The sequence below is a fragment of the Nonomuraea sp. NPDC050663 genome (assembly GCF_044456985.1).
Lineage (GTDB): Bacteria > Actinomycetota > Actinomycetes > Streptosporangiales > Streptosporangiaceae > Nonomuraea.
Window position 1 is genome coordinate 23,786 of the sequence record NZ_JBITGL010000027.1, and the last position, 16,378, is coordinate 40,163.

The window sequence follows — 16,378 nt, forward strand, 5'->3', positions numbered from 1 at the left end:
GAGGTCATGGTGACAGGCTCGCCCAGGATCCACACGCTGCGTCAGGGACGGCTTGTCCTCGGTCGCATGATCGGGTGACGACGTGGGCGCCGGTGATCAGGCTCGGAGTCGGGCAGGCGTGTACGGCCGACTCCGACGGTACCCGCTGCCACGGACCGCGGCAACGACCAGCCACCCGAGGTCGGCCGCGAGCGCGATCCGCTCGGTCACCCCCAGGAGCGGGGGCAACGACCGCGTGGCCATCGCGTCGACCAGGGTGACCAGGAAGAGCAGCAACCCGACCACGACCGCCACGGTCATAGCCAGCAGCACGGGATCACGCGGCAGGGCCCGGGTGATCACGATGGCGGCGATCATGAGGGCGAGGAGCGCCACCCACGCGGCCAGGCCGTGCACGGTCTCCGACAGCGACGGGTCGTCCCACCGGCCGGGAGGGTCTGCGGGGAAGATCGCCGCCACGAGGATGCCCGCCGACCAGACGGCGAGCAGGCCGGTGCCCAGCCGGCTGAGGCCCGCGCGGGCGACCATGGCGGTCAGGGCCGCCGATCCCATCGCTATGCCCAGCAGACCGACGGTGACCAGCCAGCCGGCGTCGGTGTTGACGAACCGGCTGACCGTCTCCTCGACGGGGCTCATGCCGGTGTTGACGATGTCGGAGAGGGCGAAGGCCAGGGCTCCGACGAGGGAACCAGTGATCACTGCTTGCTTCATGCGGTGGACAGTAGGGAGCAGGCGAGGCCTCGCGCGTCATACCGGGGGAGGCAGCTGCGTACCACGCAAGTTGTGAGGAACCGCCCCATCCGTCGGAAAGGCCGCCGAAAGCCCCGTGATCTCCAGGATGCGCCGCAACACCCCGTGCACCCCTTCGAGCCTCATCGCCCCGCCCTGCTGGCGGATCTGCTGCTGCGTCTCCAGCAGCAGCCACAACCCGCTGGAGTCGCAGAACGCCAGCTCGGTCGTGTCGATGACCAGCGACGTGCAGCCATCGGCGATGAGCGCCCTGACCGGCCGCTGGAGCTGGGGCACGGTCGTCTTGTCCAGGTCGCCCATGAGGCGTACCAGCGCGGTCGAACCGGATCTCTCCACCTCGACCATGAGCTCGACCAACGGGAGTGCCTCCTGGCCTGGAACCTGGCCCTGACGCTACACCTCAGCAGCGCGACGCGTCAGGGGCCGCTATCGTGGTTTCCGCAACCTCTGGAGGGTTCGCATAGTGGACTAGTGCAGCCGCCTTGAAAGCGGCCAGGTCAGCGATGGCCTCAAGGGTTCGAATCCCTTACCCTCCGCTCGTCCCGGCGAAGCCGTCCCCGACAAAGGCCGCCAGCTGCAGGTAGGCCTCACGGGTCTGCTCCTGCAGCCTGTCCAGGTCGATCTCCGCGCCTTCCTCCAGGTGAGGGTCGTACGGCACGCGCACGACAGCCCGGCACCTGGCGGCGAAGTGCGCCTCCAGCTTCTTGATGTCGACCGCCGACTTCGAGCGCGGCCGCACGCTGCACAACACGACGGTGGCCTCGCGAACGAGGTCGCCGTAGTGGTGCGCCTCCAGCCAGTCGAGCGTCGCGGAGGCGGCGCGGGCGCCGTCGACGGACGCGGAGCTGACGAGCACGATCTGATCGGCCAGGCCGAGCACACCGCCCATCGCCGAATGCAGCAGCCCGGTGCCGCAGTCGGTGATGCAGATGGAGTAGAAGTTCTCCAGCACCTGCGCCACGGACTGGTAGTCGGTGCCGCTGAACGCCTCGGAGATCGACGGGTCGCGGTCGGAGGCGAGCACCTCCAGCCGCGAGGGCGCCTGCGTGGTGAAGGCCCGGATGTCGACATAGCGCTTGACCTGCTCACGCTCGTTGAGCAGGTCGCGCACGGTCGCCGAGGTCTCCAGCTCGACCTTGTCCGAGAGCGTTCCACGATCGGGGTTGGCGTCGACCGCGATCACGCGGTCGCCGCGCACCTGGGCGAGCGTCGCGCCGAGCCCCACGGTGGTCGTGGTCTTGCCCACGCCGCCCTTGAGCGACAGGACGGCCACGCGGTGGTGGCCCGTGGCGACCGGGGTGCGGGCGCGCCCCAGCAGCTCGCGGCGCCGCCGTACCTCGGGCGACTCTCCGGGACGGATCCAGCCGCCCGACGCCTTGTAGACCAGACGCCGCCAGCCGCCCGCGGGAGCGTTCCTACGGCCGGCGCCGCGCAGCAGCGACTCGGGGTCGAGGCTGTCGGCGGTCGGCCCGCCAGGCGTGGCCTGCGGGATGGGGATGTGCCTGCGCCGCCGCGGTTCACGCGGTTCAGCGACGAAGGCCTCCTCGAAGGCGGGCTTCTGCCGTTCGAAAGCGGAAGGCTGGGGCTGCTCGAACGGGTGGGGCTGCTCGAACGGCGACGGCTGCTCGAACGGCGACGGCTGGTCGAGCGCGGACGGCCGCTTCAGGCCAGGATCCGTCGCCGACTCCAGCGCCTCGTCGAACGCCCGCGCCTTGCCGAACACCGGCGCGGCCGGCTCGGCCTCCGGCTCCTCGGCGGCCGGCTGCTCGTCGAACGCCGAGCGGCGCGGCTCGTCGAAAGCCGACCTGCGCGGCTCCTCGAAGCTCGTCTGCGGCCACTCGGGCGGCTTCGGCCAGGTCGTGCCTGACGTGCCCGCCTGCTCCTTCTTCTGCCCGGCGTCGAACAGGCCGCGCGACTGCTCCAGCGAGGTGTCGGTGTCGTCGGGACGCGGCAGCGGCTTCAGCGGCGCCAGGAAGCTGTCCTCGGCGGGCTTGGCCTGATCCAGCCACTCGTTGGCGGTCGCCTCCTCGGCGGGCGCCTCTTCAGACGTCGCCGGGCCGTACACGGTGTCGACGGCCGCGCGGAACAGCGGCGGCGTCGACGTCTCCCCCCATGGATCCTTCGGGTACGGCGAAAGGGAGCCGTCGTCCGCCATCGTCACCGCGCTCACCGCGATGGGCGTGGAGTCCTCGGCCTCCTTGATGGCATCGAGCCATGCCAGCTGTTCTTCTAGAGATTCTTCACGATCGTGTCTTGCCACCGTGTTCCCCCTCGGGACGGGTGCAAAGGGGTAGCAAATACATTGCAGATTAACGCCCCGTGTTCCCATGAATGCGGTCAACCCACAAGTTAGCGTGGTTGGCATGAGAGCAATAGTGATCACCGAGGCCGGCGGGCCAGAGGTGCTGGAGTGGCGAGAGGTGCCCGAACCCACGGTCCGACCTGGGGAAGTACTCATCGAGGTGACCGCGTCGGCGGTGAACAGGGCCGACGTCATGCAGCGCCAGGGTTTCTACAATCCTCCGCCAGGAGACCCGGAGTACCCCGGTCTCGAATGCTCCGGAGTGATCATTCAGGGCGGTTACGGATTCGAACCCGGTGATCAGGTGTGCGCCTTGCTCGGCGGGGGCGGATATGCCGAGCGCGTCGCCGTTCCGTGGGAGCAGGTGATGCCGATCCCGGAGAACATTTCCATAACAGATGCGGCCGGGCTGCCAGAAGTGGCGTGCACCGTCTGGTCGAACGTCTTCATGCTCGCCCGCCTGCGCCGCGGCGAGACGCTGCTCGTGCACGGCGGCGCCAGCGGCATCGGCACGATGGCCGTCCAGCTCGCCAAGGCCCACGGCGCGCACGTGGTCGCCACCGTCGGCTCCCACCTCAAGGGCGCGGCCGTCTGCGCGCTGGGCGCCGACGAGGTGGTCAACTACCGCGAAGAGGACTTCTCCGAGAAGGTCAAGGCGGACGTGATCCTCGACATCATGGGCGCCAAGTACCTGGCGGACAACGTCCGCGCGCTCAAGACCGGCGGCCGGCTGGTCGTCATCGGCCTCCAGGGCGGCATCAAGGCCGAGCTCGACCTGCTGACCCTGCTCAACAAGCGCGCCGCCGTCCACGGCACCACCCTGCGCTCCCGCCCGGCCGACGAGAAGGGCGCCGTCTGCCGCGGCGTCGTCGACAACGTCTGGCCCCTGCTGTCGGCGGGAGCCGTCCGGCCCGTGGTGCACACGACGCTCCCGATGGCCCAGGCCGCCGAGGCGCACCGCCTGCTCGATTCCGGCGAACACGTCGGCAAGATCCTGCTAGTACGGTGAGACGTATGAACGCTGAGGACAACAACACCCCCCACATCGTGGTGGTTGGGCCTGACTTCAAGAGTGGCGAGGAAGAAGGCGAGGAGCGTTCGATCACCAACCTGGTCGAGCAGCCCGCCAAGGTGATGCGTATCGGCAGCATGATCCGTCAGCTGCTCGAAGAGGTGCGCGCCGCTCCCCTCGACGAGGCGAGCCGTAAGCGCCTGAAGGAGATCCACGAGAGCTCCATCAAGGAGCTCGAGGACGGTCTGGCGCCCGAGCTGGTCGAGGAGCTGGAGCGGCTGTCGTTGCCGTTCACCGACGACACCGGCGCCCCGCCGAGCGAGTCCGAGCTGCGCATCGCCCATGCTCAGCTGGTGGGCTGGCTCGAGGGGCTCTTCCACGGCATCCAGACGACGCTGTTCGCGCAGCAGATGGCGGCGCGGGCCCAGCTGGAGCAGATGCGGCGGGCGCTGCCCGGCGGCATCCAGCAGCAGGCGCCCGAGGGCCGCGGCTCCGGGCCCTACTTGTAGAGCTCTTCGAGCACCTGGGCGACTCCGTCGTCGTTGTTGGCCGCGGTCACGTGTTCGACCGCGGCCAAGACACTGGGGTGGGCGTTGGCCACGGCGTACGACCGGCCGGCCCAGCCCAGCATGGGCAGGTCGTTCGGCATGTCGCCGAACGCCACCACCTCTGCCGGCTTGATCTCGTGGCGTTCGGCCAGGGTGGCCAGCGCCGTGGCCTTGGTGACGCCTCGTGCGCTCATCTCGATGAGGGCGCGCCCGCTGGAGTGGGTCGCGGTCACCAGATGCCCTACGAGCTCGTCGACGGCCGTCTGGAGCGTGTCTGGCTCCATCCGCTGATGCAGGGCGAGCAGTTTGAAGCAGGGCCGGGCCGTCAGGGTCGAGGTGCCCACGCGCAGTCCGGCGACCGCGTTGCGGTCCCAGCCGCCGAGCTGAAATTCGGACTCGTGCGAAAATCCCCCTTCATACTCAACCGAAAAGGCCAGATCCGGAACGTTCGCTCGAAGCTGAGCGACGACTTCGGCGACCACCTCGGCGTCGATCAGGTGAGATTCCACTATCCGCTCGGTGTGCAGGTCGTAGACGAGGGCGCCATTGGCGCAGATGGCCAGACCCCGGTGCCGTACGGCTCCCGCGACCGTGCTCATCCACCGAGGTGGACGGCCTGTGACGAACACCAGCTTGGCCCCGGCCTCCTCCACGCGGGCGAAGGCGGCGGCGGTGCGCGGCGAGATGCTCCCGTCGGTCCGCAGGGCGGTTCCGTCGAGGTCGGTGGCAACGAGGCGTGGTGGTTCCATGACGGTTCCAGTTTGCACTGTGATGTGCCCCGCCAGAAATCTTCGTAGGGACAGGAACACCAACGACCCTGAATGGTGTTAGATGTGATGGCGTTGTATTAGCTGATCCCGAAGTGAAAACCAGCACGACTTTGTCTGAGCCACCCGGGGTGTTTGCTGTACGACACACTGGGAGCCGCGAGGTGCGGCTTCCTTGGATTCACCATCCTGAGGAGAGCTTCATGGCTCAGGGAACCGTCAAGTGGTTCAACGCCGAAAAGGGCTACGGCTTCATCGCCCCGGACGGCGGTGCGCCGGACGTGTTCGTTCACTTCTCCGAGATCCAGGGCAACGGTTACCGTTCCCTTGAGGACGGCCAGCGTGTGGAGTTCGAGGTGACGCAGGGCCAGAAGGGCCCGCAGGCCTCGGCAGTCCGCGCCATCTGACCTCAGATCGGCCGAGACCTAGGCGGGACTCACCCCCGGTGAGTCCCGCCTTCGTCGTCTCCGGGGCCGTCTCAACCGGATCACAATCCCGGCATCTCACGAACCCGGGCTCCGCAGGGGGCCGTCTACTCGGGCATGAGAGCCGGATTATGGGTCGTCATCGCCCTGCTCACCCTCGCCGCCTGCAGCCCCGTTCCCGTCGACCGCGTGGACGTGGTGGAGCGCAGGGACGACGCGCTGTTCGCGTACTCCAACCTGGCCTCCTGGATCTCCCGCGACCACGGCCGCACCTGGACCTACTGGTCCGGCGAGGCCGCCAAGAGTCCCCAGACGAGCGCCTGCCACTCCCAGTCGTGCTACCGCGTCGGCCCCCGGCCCCTGTCGGTCGAGGAGTCGACCGACGGCGGCGTGAGGTGGCGGGAGGCCTGGTCGGTCTCGGAGGGCCGCGTGGAGCTCCTGAGCCGCGCGCTCGACGGCCCGCCCGAGTCCACGACTCTGGCCGTCCTCGGCCGCCCCGGGGGCTCCCACGTGGTCGTGGTGGCCAATTCCTACGACGGGATCGCCGTGCGCGACGAGAGGGGCGTCTGGAGGCGCTACGGCGTCAACGGCGGCGAGCTCTCCCTGGCCGCCGCGGTGCCGCTCGACCACTCCAGCCAGGACCACATCGTCCCCGAGACCGCCATCGCCGTCCTGGCGGGGCTGTGGACGCTGCTGGCGGGTCTTTTCCTCGCCGTCGCCCCGGGGCACGGCAACAGGCGCTCCCTGGCCGTCCTGCTGGCCGTGGGGACGGCCACCACCCTCGTCACGGCGGTGGGATTCCTCGACGCCTACGGCCTGACCGTGCTCGGCGGGGTCGCCACGGTGAGCCTGCTGATCGGCTCGGCCGCCGTCGCCGTGTCATCGCGCGTCGGCGGCCAGGCCCTGTCGCTCGTGGCCAGCGCGGGGATCGTCGTCACCCTGGCCGTGCTCCTGCCCTTCCGGCTGTGGACCGGCGGCTGGCCGGATTCGTACGGCACGGCGCTGCTGGCTGCGGCCGGGGGCGGGCTCGCGCTCGGCTCCGTCGCCCTCATGGGCGTGCGGCGTCACGCGCGCCATGCCGTACTGAAGTGACGCCCCGGGTTACTTGGCCGGCTCCAGCACGTCGAGCCCGACGAACGGCCGCAGCGCCTGCGGGACGACGACGGAGCCGTCGGCCTGCTGGTGGTTCTCGAGGATCGCCACGATCCACCGCGTGGTCGCCAGGGTGCCGTTGAGCGTGGCCGCGGACTGGGTCTTGCCGTCCTTGTCGCGGAAGCGCACCCCGAGCCTGCGGGCCTGGAACTCGGTGCAGTTGGAGGTCGAGGTGAGCTCGCGGTAGCGGCCCTGGGTCGGGATCCAGCCCTCGCAGTCGAACTTGCGCGCGGCCGACATGCCCAGGTCGCCCGCGGCCGTGTCGATGATGCGGTAGGGCACCTCGATCTTGGCGAGCATCTCCTTCTCCCACCGCAGGAGGCGCTGGTGCTCCTCCGAGGCGTCCTCGGGACGGCAGTAGGAGAACATCTCGACCTTGTCGAACTGGTGGACGCGGATGATGCCCCTGGTGTCCTTGCCGTAGGAGCCCGCCTCGCGGCGGAAGCACGACGACCAGCCCGCGTAGCGCAGCGGCAGGTCGCCCTCGGGCAGGATCTCGTGGGCGTGGTAGCCCGCGAGCGCGACCTCGGAGGTGCCGACCAGGTAGAGGTCGTCGTCCGGCAGGCGGTAGATCTCCTTGTCGTGCGCGACGTGGAAGCCGGTGCCCGCCATGGTCTCCGGCTTGACCAGCACCGGAGTGATCATGGGTACGAACCCGGCCTCGATCGCCTGCTGCATGGCCATGTTGAGCAGGCCGAGCTGCAGGCGGGCGCCGACGCCCTTGAGGAAGAAGAACCGCGAGCCCGACACCTTGGCGCCGCGCTCCATGTCGATCGCGCCGAGCAGCTCGCCGAGCTCCAGATGGTCTCTGGGCTCGAAGTCGAACTCGCGCGGCGTGCCGACGGTCTCGAGCACGATGTAGTCGTCTTCGCCGCCGTGGGGGGCGGCCGGGTCGACGATGTTGGGGATGGTCTGCATGAGCTCGTCGAGCTCGCCGCCCAGCCGCTCGGCCTCGGCCTCGGCGGTCTTGACCTGCGCGGCGAGGTCTTTGGCGCGCTCGAGCAGAGCGGCCTTCTCCTCGCCGGAAGCCTTGGAGACCGACTTGCCCATGGACTTCTGCTCGGCGCGCAGCGTCTCGAACGAGGTCAGCGCGGAGCGCCGGCGCTCGTCGAGCTCGAGCAGCGAGTCGACGACCGAGTCGCTCTCGCCGCGGGCCCGCTGCGATGCACGCAGCCTGTCGGGATCCTCACGAAGGGTACGCAGGTCAATCACGACACTAAGGCTACAGAGGTGCGACTGCCGCCCGCGCCCGGATTACCCGCCTGCGCGCACCCTCTTGAGCCATTCGGCCGCCTCGGCGAACTCGGGGTCGGCCGTCCCGCGCTTGATCTGCGGCGAGACGCCGTCGGCCCGCGGGTAGGAGCCCAGGAAGCGCACCTCGCCGCAGATGCGGTGCAGGCCGGAGACGGCCTCGCCGACGCGGGCGTCGGCGATGTGGCCCTCGAAGTCGAAGTGGAAGAAGTAGCGGCCGATGCCGTCGCCGGTGGGCCGCGACTCGATGCGGGTCAGGTTGACGCCGCGCACGGAGAACTCGGTGAGCATCTCCAGCAGGGCGCCCGGGTGGTCGTCGGCCAGGAAGACGACGAGCGTGGTGCGGTCGCTGCCGGTGGGCTCCGACGGGGTTCCCGGCCGGGCGACCTGCACGAAGCGGGTCATGGTGTCGGTGCGGTCGCCGATGTCGGAGGCGATCTCGGTCAGCCCGTAGTGCTGTCCGGCGATCGGCGCGGCGATGGCCGCGTCGTACGGCGAGCCCGGCAGCGCCACCTCCTGGGCGGCTCCCGCGGTGGAGGGCGCGGCCACCACGACGGCGTCGGGCAGCTCGCGCGAGATGTAGCCGCGGCACTGCGTCAGCGCCGCCGGGTGGGAGTAGATGCGCTTGATCTGGTTGAGCGTGGTGTCGGGGCGCGCCAGCAGCGAGAAACGCACCGGCAGCAGCACCTCGGCGGTGATCAGCAGCGGCTCGCCCCAGGCGAACTCGTCGAGGGTGGTGGCGATCGCACCTTCGAGGGAGTTCTCCAGCGGGACCACGGCTCCGTCGGCCTCGCCGCTGCGCACGGCGTTGAGCGCGGCCGGGATGTTGGCCGCGGGCAGGCCTTCGGCGTCGGGCGCCAGGCGCCGCAGCGCTTCCTCGGCGAAGGTGCCCTCGGGTCCGAGATAGGCGAGTCTGACCATAATCCCCAGGGTATCCGCCCCGTTCACCTGCGCGCTTGAGAAGGCTCGATCTCGGGGCCGAGCCCGAGCCTGGCCGCGCGCACCGCCTCTTCCTCCTCGGGCGACAGCGGCTGGCTGCCCTTGCCGCCCACCACGGGCCGGATGTAGGTGCGGGTCTCGGAGCGGCCGTTGATCGAGGTGAGCACGATGCCGTCGCCCAGCCCGTTGATCATCGCCACCGAGAACGACAGCCGCCCCGTCATCTCCTCGAGCGCGTCGTAGCGGTAGACGGCGACGTCGCGGATGGCCTTGAGGTCACCCGCGGCCCCCACGCCGGTCTGCCGCGCGAGCATCTGCTGGCACTCGTCGACCGCGATGCGGGCCTGTTTGAGCGCCACGTAGCCGATGACCACGCCGCCGGCCCCGGCGAGAACCCCAACGATCACCCATATCGTAATCAACACATTACAAAGAGTAGCGTCGTTTGGGCAGCCACGTCCCGAGCAACCACACCAAAGCCAGCGCGCCCAGGCCGTAGGCGTTCTGCACGACCTTGCCGAGCACCGGGCTCAGCACCGGGATCTCGGCGGCCTTCAGCGTCACTCCCCACCAGGGGATCGGCAGCACGTAGTAGAGCCACACGCCGGCCGCCACCCTGATCCTGGTGACGTCGGTCGCGTCGCCGACGATCGCTCCCAGCACCACGACGACCCAGGCCAGGTGGTGGATCCAGGCCACCGGCGACAGCAGCACGGCCATCAGGCCGACGAGCGCCACCGCCGTGATCGGGTCCTGCCGCCGGTAGGCCTCACGCGCGAAGCGGAAGCCGTACCAGCCCACCACCGCGACCAGCGCGAGCCAGATCGCCGACGTCAGCAGATCGGACGGCAGGTAGAGCCTGATCAGCATGCCGCGCATCGACTGGTTGGTGGTGCCGGCGTTGGAACCCAGCCGCTCTGGGTCGAGCAGCGCGTGGAACCAGAAGTCGACCGCGTCCTGCGGGATCACCGCGAACGGCAGCAGCGTCAGCAGCGCGGTCACCCCGGTGGCCGTCCAGAAGGTGCGCCACTGGCGGGTGATCAGCAGGTAGATGAGGAAGACGCCCGGCGTGAGCTTGACCGCCGTGGCCAGGCCGATCAGGAAGCCCCTGGGCCACCGCGGCCGCTTGGCCACGCAGTCGGCCAGGCAGAGCGCCACCAGCAGGATGTCGACCTGGCCGAAGCGCACCTGGTCGCGGATGGGCATCAGGTAGGTGCACGCCACCATGAGGAAGGCGAACACCAGCGGGCGGTAGTCCTTCAGCGATTCGCGGAAGGAGAAGCCGACCGTGATGCCCAGGCAGACGAAGATGCCCGCCGTCCAGACCCACTGGGCGGTGTCCCACGACATCAACGCCAGGGGTACGGCCAGCAACGCCGCGATCGGCGGGTAGGTGAAGGGCAGCAGCTGCGGCGGCGGTGTGACGAAGTCGTAGACCGGTCGCCCGTCGAGGATCATCTGGCCGCCGACGCGGTAGACCTCGAGGTCGACCAGCCGCTGATCGTCGGGGTTGGAGAGCCAGTACTCCACGAGCGGCCACACGCCGAGCACGATGACGATCGCGACCGCCGGCCACGGCCACCACTGCCGCCAGTTCACTCCTGCCACGGTCAGGCACGTTACCGTGAGGTCAGTTGATCCAGTGTCATCACCGGGGGTAGCCGAATGCGCCGTCTCGCCGCGCTCTTGCTGGCGTTCGTGCTGATGGGCCTGCTCGCCGCAATACCCGCGAACGCCGCGATGCCCGCGAACGCCGCCCCGCAGGGCCGGGTCGCCCTCGTCGGCATTCCCGGCCTGCAGTGGAGCGACCTGTCCGCCGAGCGCACCCCCAACCTGTGGCGACTCATCGGGGAGGGCGGCTCCGCCTCGTTGTCGACGCGTGCCGTGCCGCCTCCCGACCGGGGCGTCACCTGTCCCACCCAGGGCTGGCTGACCGTCTCGGCGGGCCAGCGTGCCGGTGCGCCCGGCCGTGGCTGCTCGATGCCCCCTCAGCCGTCCGGCGACGCCGTCCCCGGCTGGCAGGAGCTGGTCGCCTTCCAGGCGGGCACCGGCTACGACGCTCGCATCGGCACCCTGGGCCAGGCCGTGCACGACGCCGGGGGCAAGATCGCGGCCATCGGTCCCGGCGCCGCCCTGGGCGGCGCCGACCTGCAGGGACGGGTCGACACCTATGCCGGGGAACCCGGGCTCGCCGGCGACCTGTCCGGCTACAGCCTGATCGTGATGGAGGCCGACCAGCTGGCCGCCGCCTGGACCGCGCGGCCTCGCGACGAGCAGGGCTTCTCCCAGGAGCCCACCGTCCAGGAGCGGCTCAGCGCCGTCGCCGCCGCCGACGTCACCGTGGGCGCCCTGCTCGGCAAGCTGCCCGAGGGCACCACCGTCCTGGTCGCGGGGCTCTCCGACACCACCGTCAACGCCCACCTTCACGTCGCCGTCGCGCACGGCTCGCCGTACGAGCACTCCTTCCTCACCGCGAGCTCCACCCGGCAGGACGGCCTGGTCACCATCACCGACACGACCGCCACCGCGCTGAAGGTGCTCGGGCTGCCCCAGCCCGCCCACGTCGTGGGCCGGGTCTGGGAGAACGGCGGCCCCGCGCCCTCGGCGGCGGAGACGGTGGCGGGCCTGGCCGACCAGGACACCGCGAGCCAGGTGCTGCGCGAGGTGCGCGGGCCGTTCTTCACGGTGCTCGTCAGCGTGCAGGTGCTCTTCTACGTGCTGGCGGCGCTCGCCTTCCGCCGCCGGGAGGCCAAGACCTCCGCTCCCGCGTCCAGGGTGCTGGCCACCGTCCAGGTCGTCTCCGTCGTCAGCGGCTCCATCGCCATCGCCACCTTCCTGGCCCAGCTCGTCCCGTGGTGGCAGCTGCCCGCGCCGATGCTGGGCGTGATCGCGACCATCCTCGGCTTCGCCGGGCTCGTCACGCTGCTGGCCTTCGCCGGGCCGTGGCGCTCGCATGTGATGGGCCCGCTGACCGTGGTGGCCGCCGTCACCTCGCTCACGCTGCTGATCGACGTCATGACCGGTTCGACGCTCCAGGTCAACGCGGTGACCGGCTACGAGCCGGTGACCGGCGGCCGGTTCTACGGCTTCAGCAACATCGCCTTCGCCGTCTACGCCACCGGCACCATCCTCGCCCTGGCCGGGGTCGCCCACTGGCTGCTGCGCCGCGGCGTGTCCATGACGGTGGTCCTGGTCGCCTGCGCGCTCTACGGAGGCTTCGCCGTCTACGCCGACGGCTCCCCCGCCTGGGGCGCCGACTTCGGCGGCGTGCCCGCCTTCGTGCTGGGCCTGGCGGTCTTCCTGATCCTGCTCTCCGGCCGGAAGGTGTCGCTGGTCAAGCTGGCCCTGGTCGGGGTCGCGGGCGTCGCCCTCATCGGCGTCCTGGCCTACGTCGACTGGCTGCGCCCCTCCGACCAGCGCACCCACCTGGGCACGTTCGTCCAGCAGATCATCGACGGCACGGCGCTGACGATCGTCACCCGCAAGTTCCTGGCGATGATCGGCCTCATCTACGGCAACTGGTCGCTGACCCTGCTCTCGCTGGTGGCGCTGGCCTTCCTGTTCTTCGTGCTCGACCGCCCCTCACGCTGGGGGGCGGCGGCTCTCGGCCAGGCCTACGCCTACGCTCCGGAGCTGCGCGCCGGCCTGTTCGGCGCGCTCACCAGCGCTCTGGTCGGCTTCCTGATCAACGACTCGGGCATCGCCATCCCGGCGATGGCCCTCACGGTCGCGGTGCCGCTGGCTCTGGCCGCCTCGGTGCGCGCGCTCCGGCTCGCCACGCCCACCACACCAGCGCAACCGTCAGCCCCAGCAGCGCCCACGGCACCAGACCCGCTCTGACCACGGTCCTGAGCCACTCGACGTCGTCAGGGACCTCCTGGATCCTCGCCGGGAGGTAGCCGAGCGACAGGATCGCCAGGTGCACGGCCATGAACCGGTCGAGCGCGGAGGCGGCGACGAGGGCGAGCAGGCCGAAGGCCAGGCCGTCGTACCAGGGCAGGATGTAGGGCGTGGCGACCAGGTAGGCGATCGCGAGGGCGGCCGCCACCCGCGGCGCGTCGACCTCCCGGCCCGAGGCGCGCAGCAGCCGCCAGGCGAGCAGCGCCATCAGGAGCAGCGCCCCCACCTGGATCTCCGCCCGGTAGGCGCCCGAGCCGAACAGGCCCTGCAGCCACCCCTGCACCAGCTTCCACGGCGAGGCGAACGAGATCGCCTTGCTCGTACGGCCCAGCTGGTCGAAGGCGGCGCTCCCGGCGATCGCGTATCCCACCGCGACCACGGCCAGCGCGGTCCCCGCCATCAGCGCGAGCCGCCCGGGCCGCCGCCGCAGCTCCCACGCGGGCCCGAGCGCCACGAGCCCGGCGTTGAGCTTGACCGCCACCCCGAGCCCCAGCAACGCTCCCCCGCCGACGGGATGGGCGCGGGACAGCAGCGCGGCGACCATGAAGGCGATGGCGAGCGTGTCGATGTGCATGCCCGCGACCAACTGGTAGATCAGCAGCGGGTTGGCCGTCCACAACAACGCGCCCCGCAGCCGCAGCGCCGGGTCGTGGCGGGTGAAGCGGTCGATCAGCAGTCCCGTGCCGATGAAGGCGGCGGCGTTGACGACCGCCAGCATGAAGATCGTCAGCTTGACCGAGTCGCCCCCGATCCAGCTCGCCAGCGCCTGGACGGCGGTCGCGACGGGCCCGTAGACGCTCGGTTCCTCGCGCCATGGTTCCTCGACGGCTCCGGCCACCGGATCGCCCGGCAGGTCGATGGCGCCGTGGACGTAGGGGTTGAGCCCGAGGGTGACCATGCGGCCGTAGGCGGCGTAGTTGAGGTGGTCGGCCGAACCGGAGGGCGGCAGGAAGGCGAGCAGGCCGGCCGCGGCGTATCCGGCCGTGACGAGGCGGCGCGGATCGACGGCGGGCGGCCTGACGAGGCCGGCGACGAGGCCGATGCCGCCAGTGACGACCGCCAGGGCCGACAGGGCGATGACCAGGTGGGGGCCGGGGTGCGCGGCCAGGGAGTAGGGAGGCTGCCAGGCCTCACCGGGCAGGGCGGGGACGACGGCCGAGGGTCCGAGCAGACCGATGGTGATCGTGAGCAGCACGGACGACGCGATGGCCACCAGCGCGGCTTTCGATCCTGTCACCCGCAAATTCCAGCACACCCGGCGCTACTTCGACGCGGCTCCCCGCATCAGGCTCTCGCGCGCCAGCAACGCCCTGGCCACGTCTCTCAGCTGCCTGGCCCGGTGGAGCTGGGCCTTCCAGTCGGTGCCGGTGGCGCGGTGGGCCATCTCCACCTCGACCTCGACCACCCGGAATCCCTTCCTGAGCAGGTCGATGAGCATGGCCGTCTCGACACCCCACCCGTGGGCGAGCGGCCTGGCCGCCTCGAAGGCGTCGCGGGTGAGACATCGCTGGCCGTTCAGGGGCTGGGCGGCCTCGAAGCCGGTGGCGCGCTTGACCCCTTCGCGCGACAGCCCGACGACCATGCCGAGCCCGCCGAGCTTCACCCGGTTGACGAAGACGGCGGTCGCCATGTCGGCGACGCCGGCGCGGACGGGCTCGACGAGCGCCGCCGCCGTGGCCGCCGACGCGCCGAGGTCGGCGTCGAGGAAGAGCAGGTGCCGCGGCGCCGCCGTGTCGAGCAGCCGCACCGCCTCGGCGCCGGTCTCCATCGCCGCCGACTTGCCGCGGTTGCGGCTGTGTCGCACGACTCTGGCGCCGGCGGCGCGGGCGACGCGTCCGGTGTCGTCGCGCGAGCCGTCGTCGACGACCACGACGAGATCGACGCCTGGCAGCGCCAGAGCGGCGACGACCGTCGGCCCGATGCGGGCCCCTTCATCCTTGGCCGGGATGACGACCGCGGTGTCAGGAGTCATGATCCCTCTGAGATCAGGAACTCCTCCGGCACCGTCTCGTGCACGGTGAACACCGAGTCGAGCCCGGTGACCTGCAGAATCTTGCGTACGGCCGGACGTGGCGCCGCTACGTCCAGCTGGCCGCCCTGCTCCTTGATGCGCTTGAGCGCCGAGAGCAGGACGTTCATCCCCGTGGAGTCGCAGAACTCCACGCTGGACATGTCGATGACCACCCGGCTGGGCCCGTCCTGGAGAAGTCGGGTGAACTCCGACTGCAGGCGGGGTGCCGTATAGAGGTCGATTTCACCGGCGATCGCCACCAGGGCGTGGCCGGCGTGTGATCGAGTCGAGACCTTGAGCTCCACAGAGGGCAGGCTATCGGCGACGGCGCTCCGGGTCACGTTGTCACGCCGATCGGGGGGTGTCAGGTTTTTGTCCCCCGTTTGGCCTGCAAGCAAACGCAGAGTACGCAAAGCTTAACAGCGTGACACCGGCGAAGCCGGGAAGGGGGGACGGGCCTAGTGCCTCAGGCCTGCGCAACAACATGAACATAGAGCGTGCCGAAGATCCTCAACGAGCCAGGCTCCGCGAACGGCTGGAGTCGATCCTGCTTCGCACGGAGAAGGCCACTTCATGGCATGACGAAGCGGGCCATCTGCGTGGCCTGGTGAACCACGAGGGCTACGTGCCCATCCGCGCCCGGCTGGCGGGCGAAGATCTCGACTTCCTGGCGGGCGCGCGCGACGAGCTCCTGGTCTTCGCCGAGCTCGGGCTGCGGCTGCTCGATCTGCACCAGCCGCGCGACGCCGGCGGCATCACGAGCGACACGGCCCATCCGATCCTGCGCTGCCGCAGCTGCATGTGGCGCTGGCCGTGCCCCACCTTCCGCGCGATGGCGGAGTCGTTCGGGGCACAGCCGTCGGCCCTCACGGAGTCGGCCTAGTCGGGCGCCCAGTACTTCTGGAGGATCTTCTCCAGGTGCGCCACCACCGGCCTCCACGTCTTCGTGAGCGTGTACTTACTGACCCGGTGCCCCTTGTAGGTGAGGGTGTACTTGATGAAGTCCGCGCCCTGCGGCGGCTTCTGCGAGCGGCCCAGGCTCAGCTTCTTCAGGTACCCCTTCAGCTTGCGCACCTCCCCCGCGGTGAGGCACTTGTCCACGGTCGGCCCCGTGCGACGGCTGAGCCGCACGCAGCCGTCCTTGTAGACGGTCACCCGGTCCTGGAGTCCGGCGAACCCGCCTTCCTCGCGGAGCTGGATCCAGACCGTCCTGCCCGCCGCCTGCGCCGGGGGTGCGGCTGCCAGGCCCAGGGCCAGCAGCAGGGCGGCGGTCACGACACTTCGCCATACCTTCATGACCATAAGACGCGCGGGCGGGCCG

The 16,378-nt window shown here is 70.3% G+C and carries 18 protein-coding genes and 1 tRNA gene; 7 read left to right on the top strand and 12 right to left on the bottom strand.

The genetic code is table 11. The features are described 5' to 3' along the window. Nucleotides 1-96 precede the first annotated feature (96 nt). Nucleotides 97-711 (bottom strand): DUF998 domain-containing protein, encoded by a 615-nt coding sequence (locus ACIBH1_RS45930; RefSeq protein ID WP_397320434.1) that lies wholly within the window; start codon nucleotides 709-711, stop codon nucleotides 97-99. A 36-nt stretch (nucleotides 712-747) separates the two neighbouring features. After that, entirely contained in the window at nucleotides 748-1,107 is a 360-nt protein-coding gene (locus ACIBH1_RS45935) for an STAS domain-containing protein (RefSeq protein ID WP_397320435.1), read from the bottom strand. 92 nt (nucleotides 1,108-1,199) lie between these two features. On the opposite strand from ACIBH1_RS45935, the gene ACIBH1_RS45940 reads away from it, so the two are divergent. Further along, nucleotides 1,200-1,286, top strand: a tRNA-Ser gene (locus tag ACIBH1_RS45940). On the opposite strand, the gene ACIBH1_RS45945 is transcribed toward ACIBH1_RS45940, so the two are convergent. Further along, nucleotides 1,277-3,010 carry an AAA family ATPase gene (locus tag ACIBH1_RS45945; protein ID WP_397320436.1) on the bottom strand — a complete coding sequence of 578 codons (1,734 nt, stop codon included), beginning with the start codon at nucleotides 3,008-3,010 and terminating at the stop codon, nucleotides 1,277-1,279. The two genes, ACIBH1_RS45940 and ACIBH1_RS45945, sit on opposite strands and share 10 nt — an antisense overlap. Nucleotides 3,011-3,113: 103 nt before the next feature. Here ACIBH1_RS45945 and ACIBH1_RS45950 point away from each other — a divergent pair, with 103 nt between their 5' ends. Beyond that, a complete protein-coding gene (locus ACIBH1_RS45950) occupies nucleotides 3,114-4,061 on the top strand; it encodes an NAD(P)H-quinone oxidoreductase (protein WP_397320437.1) in 948 nt (315 codons plus the stop codon). Between the two features lie 5 nt (nucleotides 4,062-4,066). Beyond that, nucleotides 4,067-4,573, top strand: coding sequence for a bacterial proteasome activator family protein (locus ACIBH1_RS45955; RefSeq protein ID WP_397320438.1), 507 nt, complete (start codon nucleotides 4,067-4,069; stop codon nucleotides 4,571-4,573). On the opposite strand, the gene ACIBH1_RS45960 is transcribed toward ACIBH1_RS45955, so the two are convergent. Further along, nucleotides 4,564-5,361, bottom strand: a complete 798-nt coding sequence (locus ACIBH1_RS45960) for an HAD family hydrolase (RefSeq protein WP_397320439.1) — start codon at nucleotides 5,359-5,361, stop codon at nucleotides 4,564-4,566. The two genes, ACIBH1_RS45955 and ACIBH1_RS45960, sit on opposite strands and share 10 nt — an antisense overlap. Before the next feature lie 221 nt (nucleotides 5,362-5,582). On the opposite strand from ACIBH1_RS45960, the gene ACIBH1_RS45965 reads away from it, so the two are divergent. After that, the gene (locus ACIBH1_RS45965) at nucleotides 5,583-5,786 is read left to right on the top strand and encodes a cold-shock protein (RefSeq protein ID WP_181610435.1); all 204 of its coding nucleotides are present in this window, start codon (nucleotides 5,583-5,585) and stop codon (nucleotides 5,784-5,786) included. 135 nt (nucleotides 5,787-5,921) lie between these two features. Then, a complete protein-coding gene (locus ACIBH1_RS45970; RefSeq protein ID WP_397320440.1) occupies nucleotides 5,922-6,896 on the top strand; it encodes a hypothetical protein in 975 nt (324 codons plus the stop codon). Nucleotides 6,897-6,905: 9 nt separating this feature from the next. Here ACIBH1_RS45970 and serS read toward each other — a convergent pair whose 3' ends face one another. Genes serS through ACIBH1_RS45990 form a run of 4 tightly spaced genes read right to left on the bottom strand, consistent with a single transcriptional unit; the run spans nucleotide 6,906 to nucleotide 10,754 of the window. After that, nucleotides 6,906-8,168, bottom strand: coding sequence for a serine--tRNA ligase (gene serS / locus ACIBH1_RS45975; RefSeq protein ID WP_397320441.1), 1,263 nt, complete (start codon nucleotides 8,166-8,168; stop codon nucleotides 6,906-6,908). Between the two features lie 42 nt (nucleotides 8,169-8,210). Further along, nucleotides 8,211-9,128 carry a prephenate dehydratase gene (gene pheA / locus ACIBH1_RS45980; RefSeq protein ID WP_397320442.1) on the bottom strand — a complete coding sequence of 306 codons (918 nt, stop codon included), beginning with the start codon at nucleotides 9,126-9,128 and terminating at the stop codon, nucleotides 8,211-8,213. A gap of 23 nt (nucleotides 9,129-9,151) precedes the next feature. Continuing rightward, entirely contained in the window at nucleotides 9,152-9,571 is a 420-nt protein-coding gene (locus tag ACIBH1_RS45985) for a DUF4446 family protein (RefSeq protein ID WP_397320443.1), read from the bottom strand. A 1-nt stretch (nucleotide 9,572) separates the two neighbouring features. Next, on the bottom strand, nucleotides 9,573-10,754 hold the full coding sequence (locus tag ACIBH1_RS45990; RefSeq protein ID WP_397320444.1) for a glycosyltransferase family 87 protein: 1,182 nt from the start codon (nucleotides 10,752-10,754) through the stop codon (nucleotides 9,573-9,575). A 57-nt stretch (nucleotides 10,755-10,811) separates the two neighbouring features. Here ACIBH1_RS45990 and ACIBH1_RS45995 point away from each other — a divergent pair, with 57 nt between their 5' ends. Beyond that, nucleotides 10,812-12,986 (top strand): hypothetical protein, encoded by a 2,175-nt coding sequence (locus tag ACIBH1_RS45995; protein ID WP_397320445.1) that lies wholly within the window; start codon nucleotides 10,812-10,814, stop codon nucleotides 12,984-12,986. Here ACIBH1_RS45995 and mptB read toward each other — a convergent pair. Genes mptB through ACIBH1_RS46010 form a run of 3 tightly spaced genes read right to left on the bottom strand, consistent with a single transcriptional unit; the run spans nucleotide 12,868 to nucleotide 15,362 of the window. After that, nucleotides 12,868-14,283 carry a polyprenol phosphomannose-dependent alpha 1,6 mannosyltransferase MptB gene (mptB, locus tag ACIBH1_RS46000; RefSeq protein ID WP_397320446.1) on the bottom strand — a complete coding sequence of 472 codons (1,416 nt, stop codon included), beginning with the start codon at nucleotides 14,281-14,283 and terminating at the stop codon, nucleotides 12,868-12,870. The two genes, ACIBH1_RS45995 and mptB, sit on opposite strands and share 119 nt — an antisense overlap. Nucleotides 14,284-14,307: 24 nt before the next feature. Next, complete coding sequence (locus ACIBH1_RS46005; RefSeq protein ID WP_397320447.1) at nucleotides 14,308-15,018, bottom strand: glycosyltransferase family 2 protein; 711 nt, start codon at nucleotides 15,016-15,018, stop codon at nucleotides 14,308-14,310. Beyond that, complete coding sequence (locus ACIBH1_RS46010; protein ID WP_397320448.1) at nucleotides 15,015-15,362, bottom strand: STAS domain-containing protein; 348 nt, start codon at nucleotides 15,360-15,362, stop codon at nucleotides 15,015-15,017. The genes ACIBH1_RS46005 and ACIBH1_RS46010 overlap by 4 nt, the downstream gene beginning before the upstream one ends. Nucleotides 15,363-15,664: 302 nt before the next feature. Here ACIBH1_RS46010 and ACIBH1_RS46015 point away from each other — a divergent pair, with 302 nt between their 5' ends. Next, nucleotides 15,665-15,940 carry a hypothetical protein gene (locus ACIBH1_RS46015; RefSeq protein WP_397320449.1) on the top strand — a complete coding sequence of 92 codons (276 nt, stop codon included), beginning with the start codon at nucleotides 15,665-15,667 and terminating at the stop codon, nucleotides 15,938-15,940. Here the strand turns inward: ACIBH1_RS46015 and ACIBH1_RS46020 are convergent. Next, entirely contained in the window at nucleotides 15,937-16,332 is a 396-nt protein-coding gene (locus ACIBH1_RS46020) for a hypothetical protein (protein ID WP_397320450.1), read from the bottom strand. The two genes, ACIBH1_RS46015 and ACIBH1_RS46020, sit on opposite strands and share 4 nt — an antisense overlap. Between the last annotated feature and the right edge of the window lie 46 nt (nucleotides 16,333-16,378).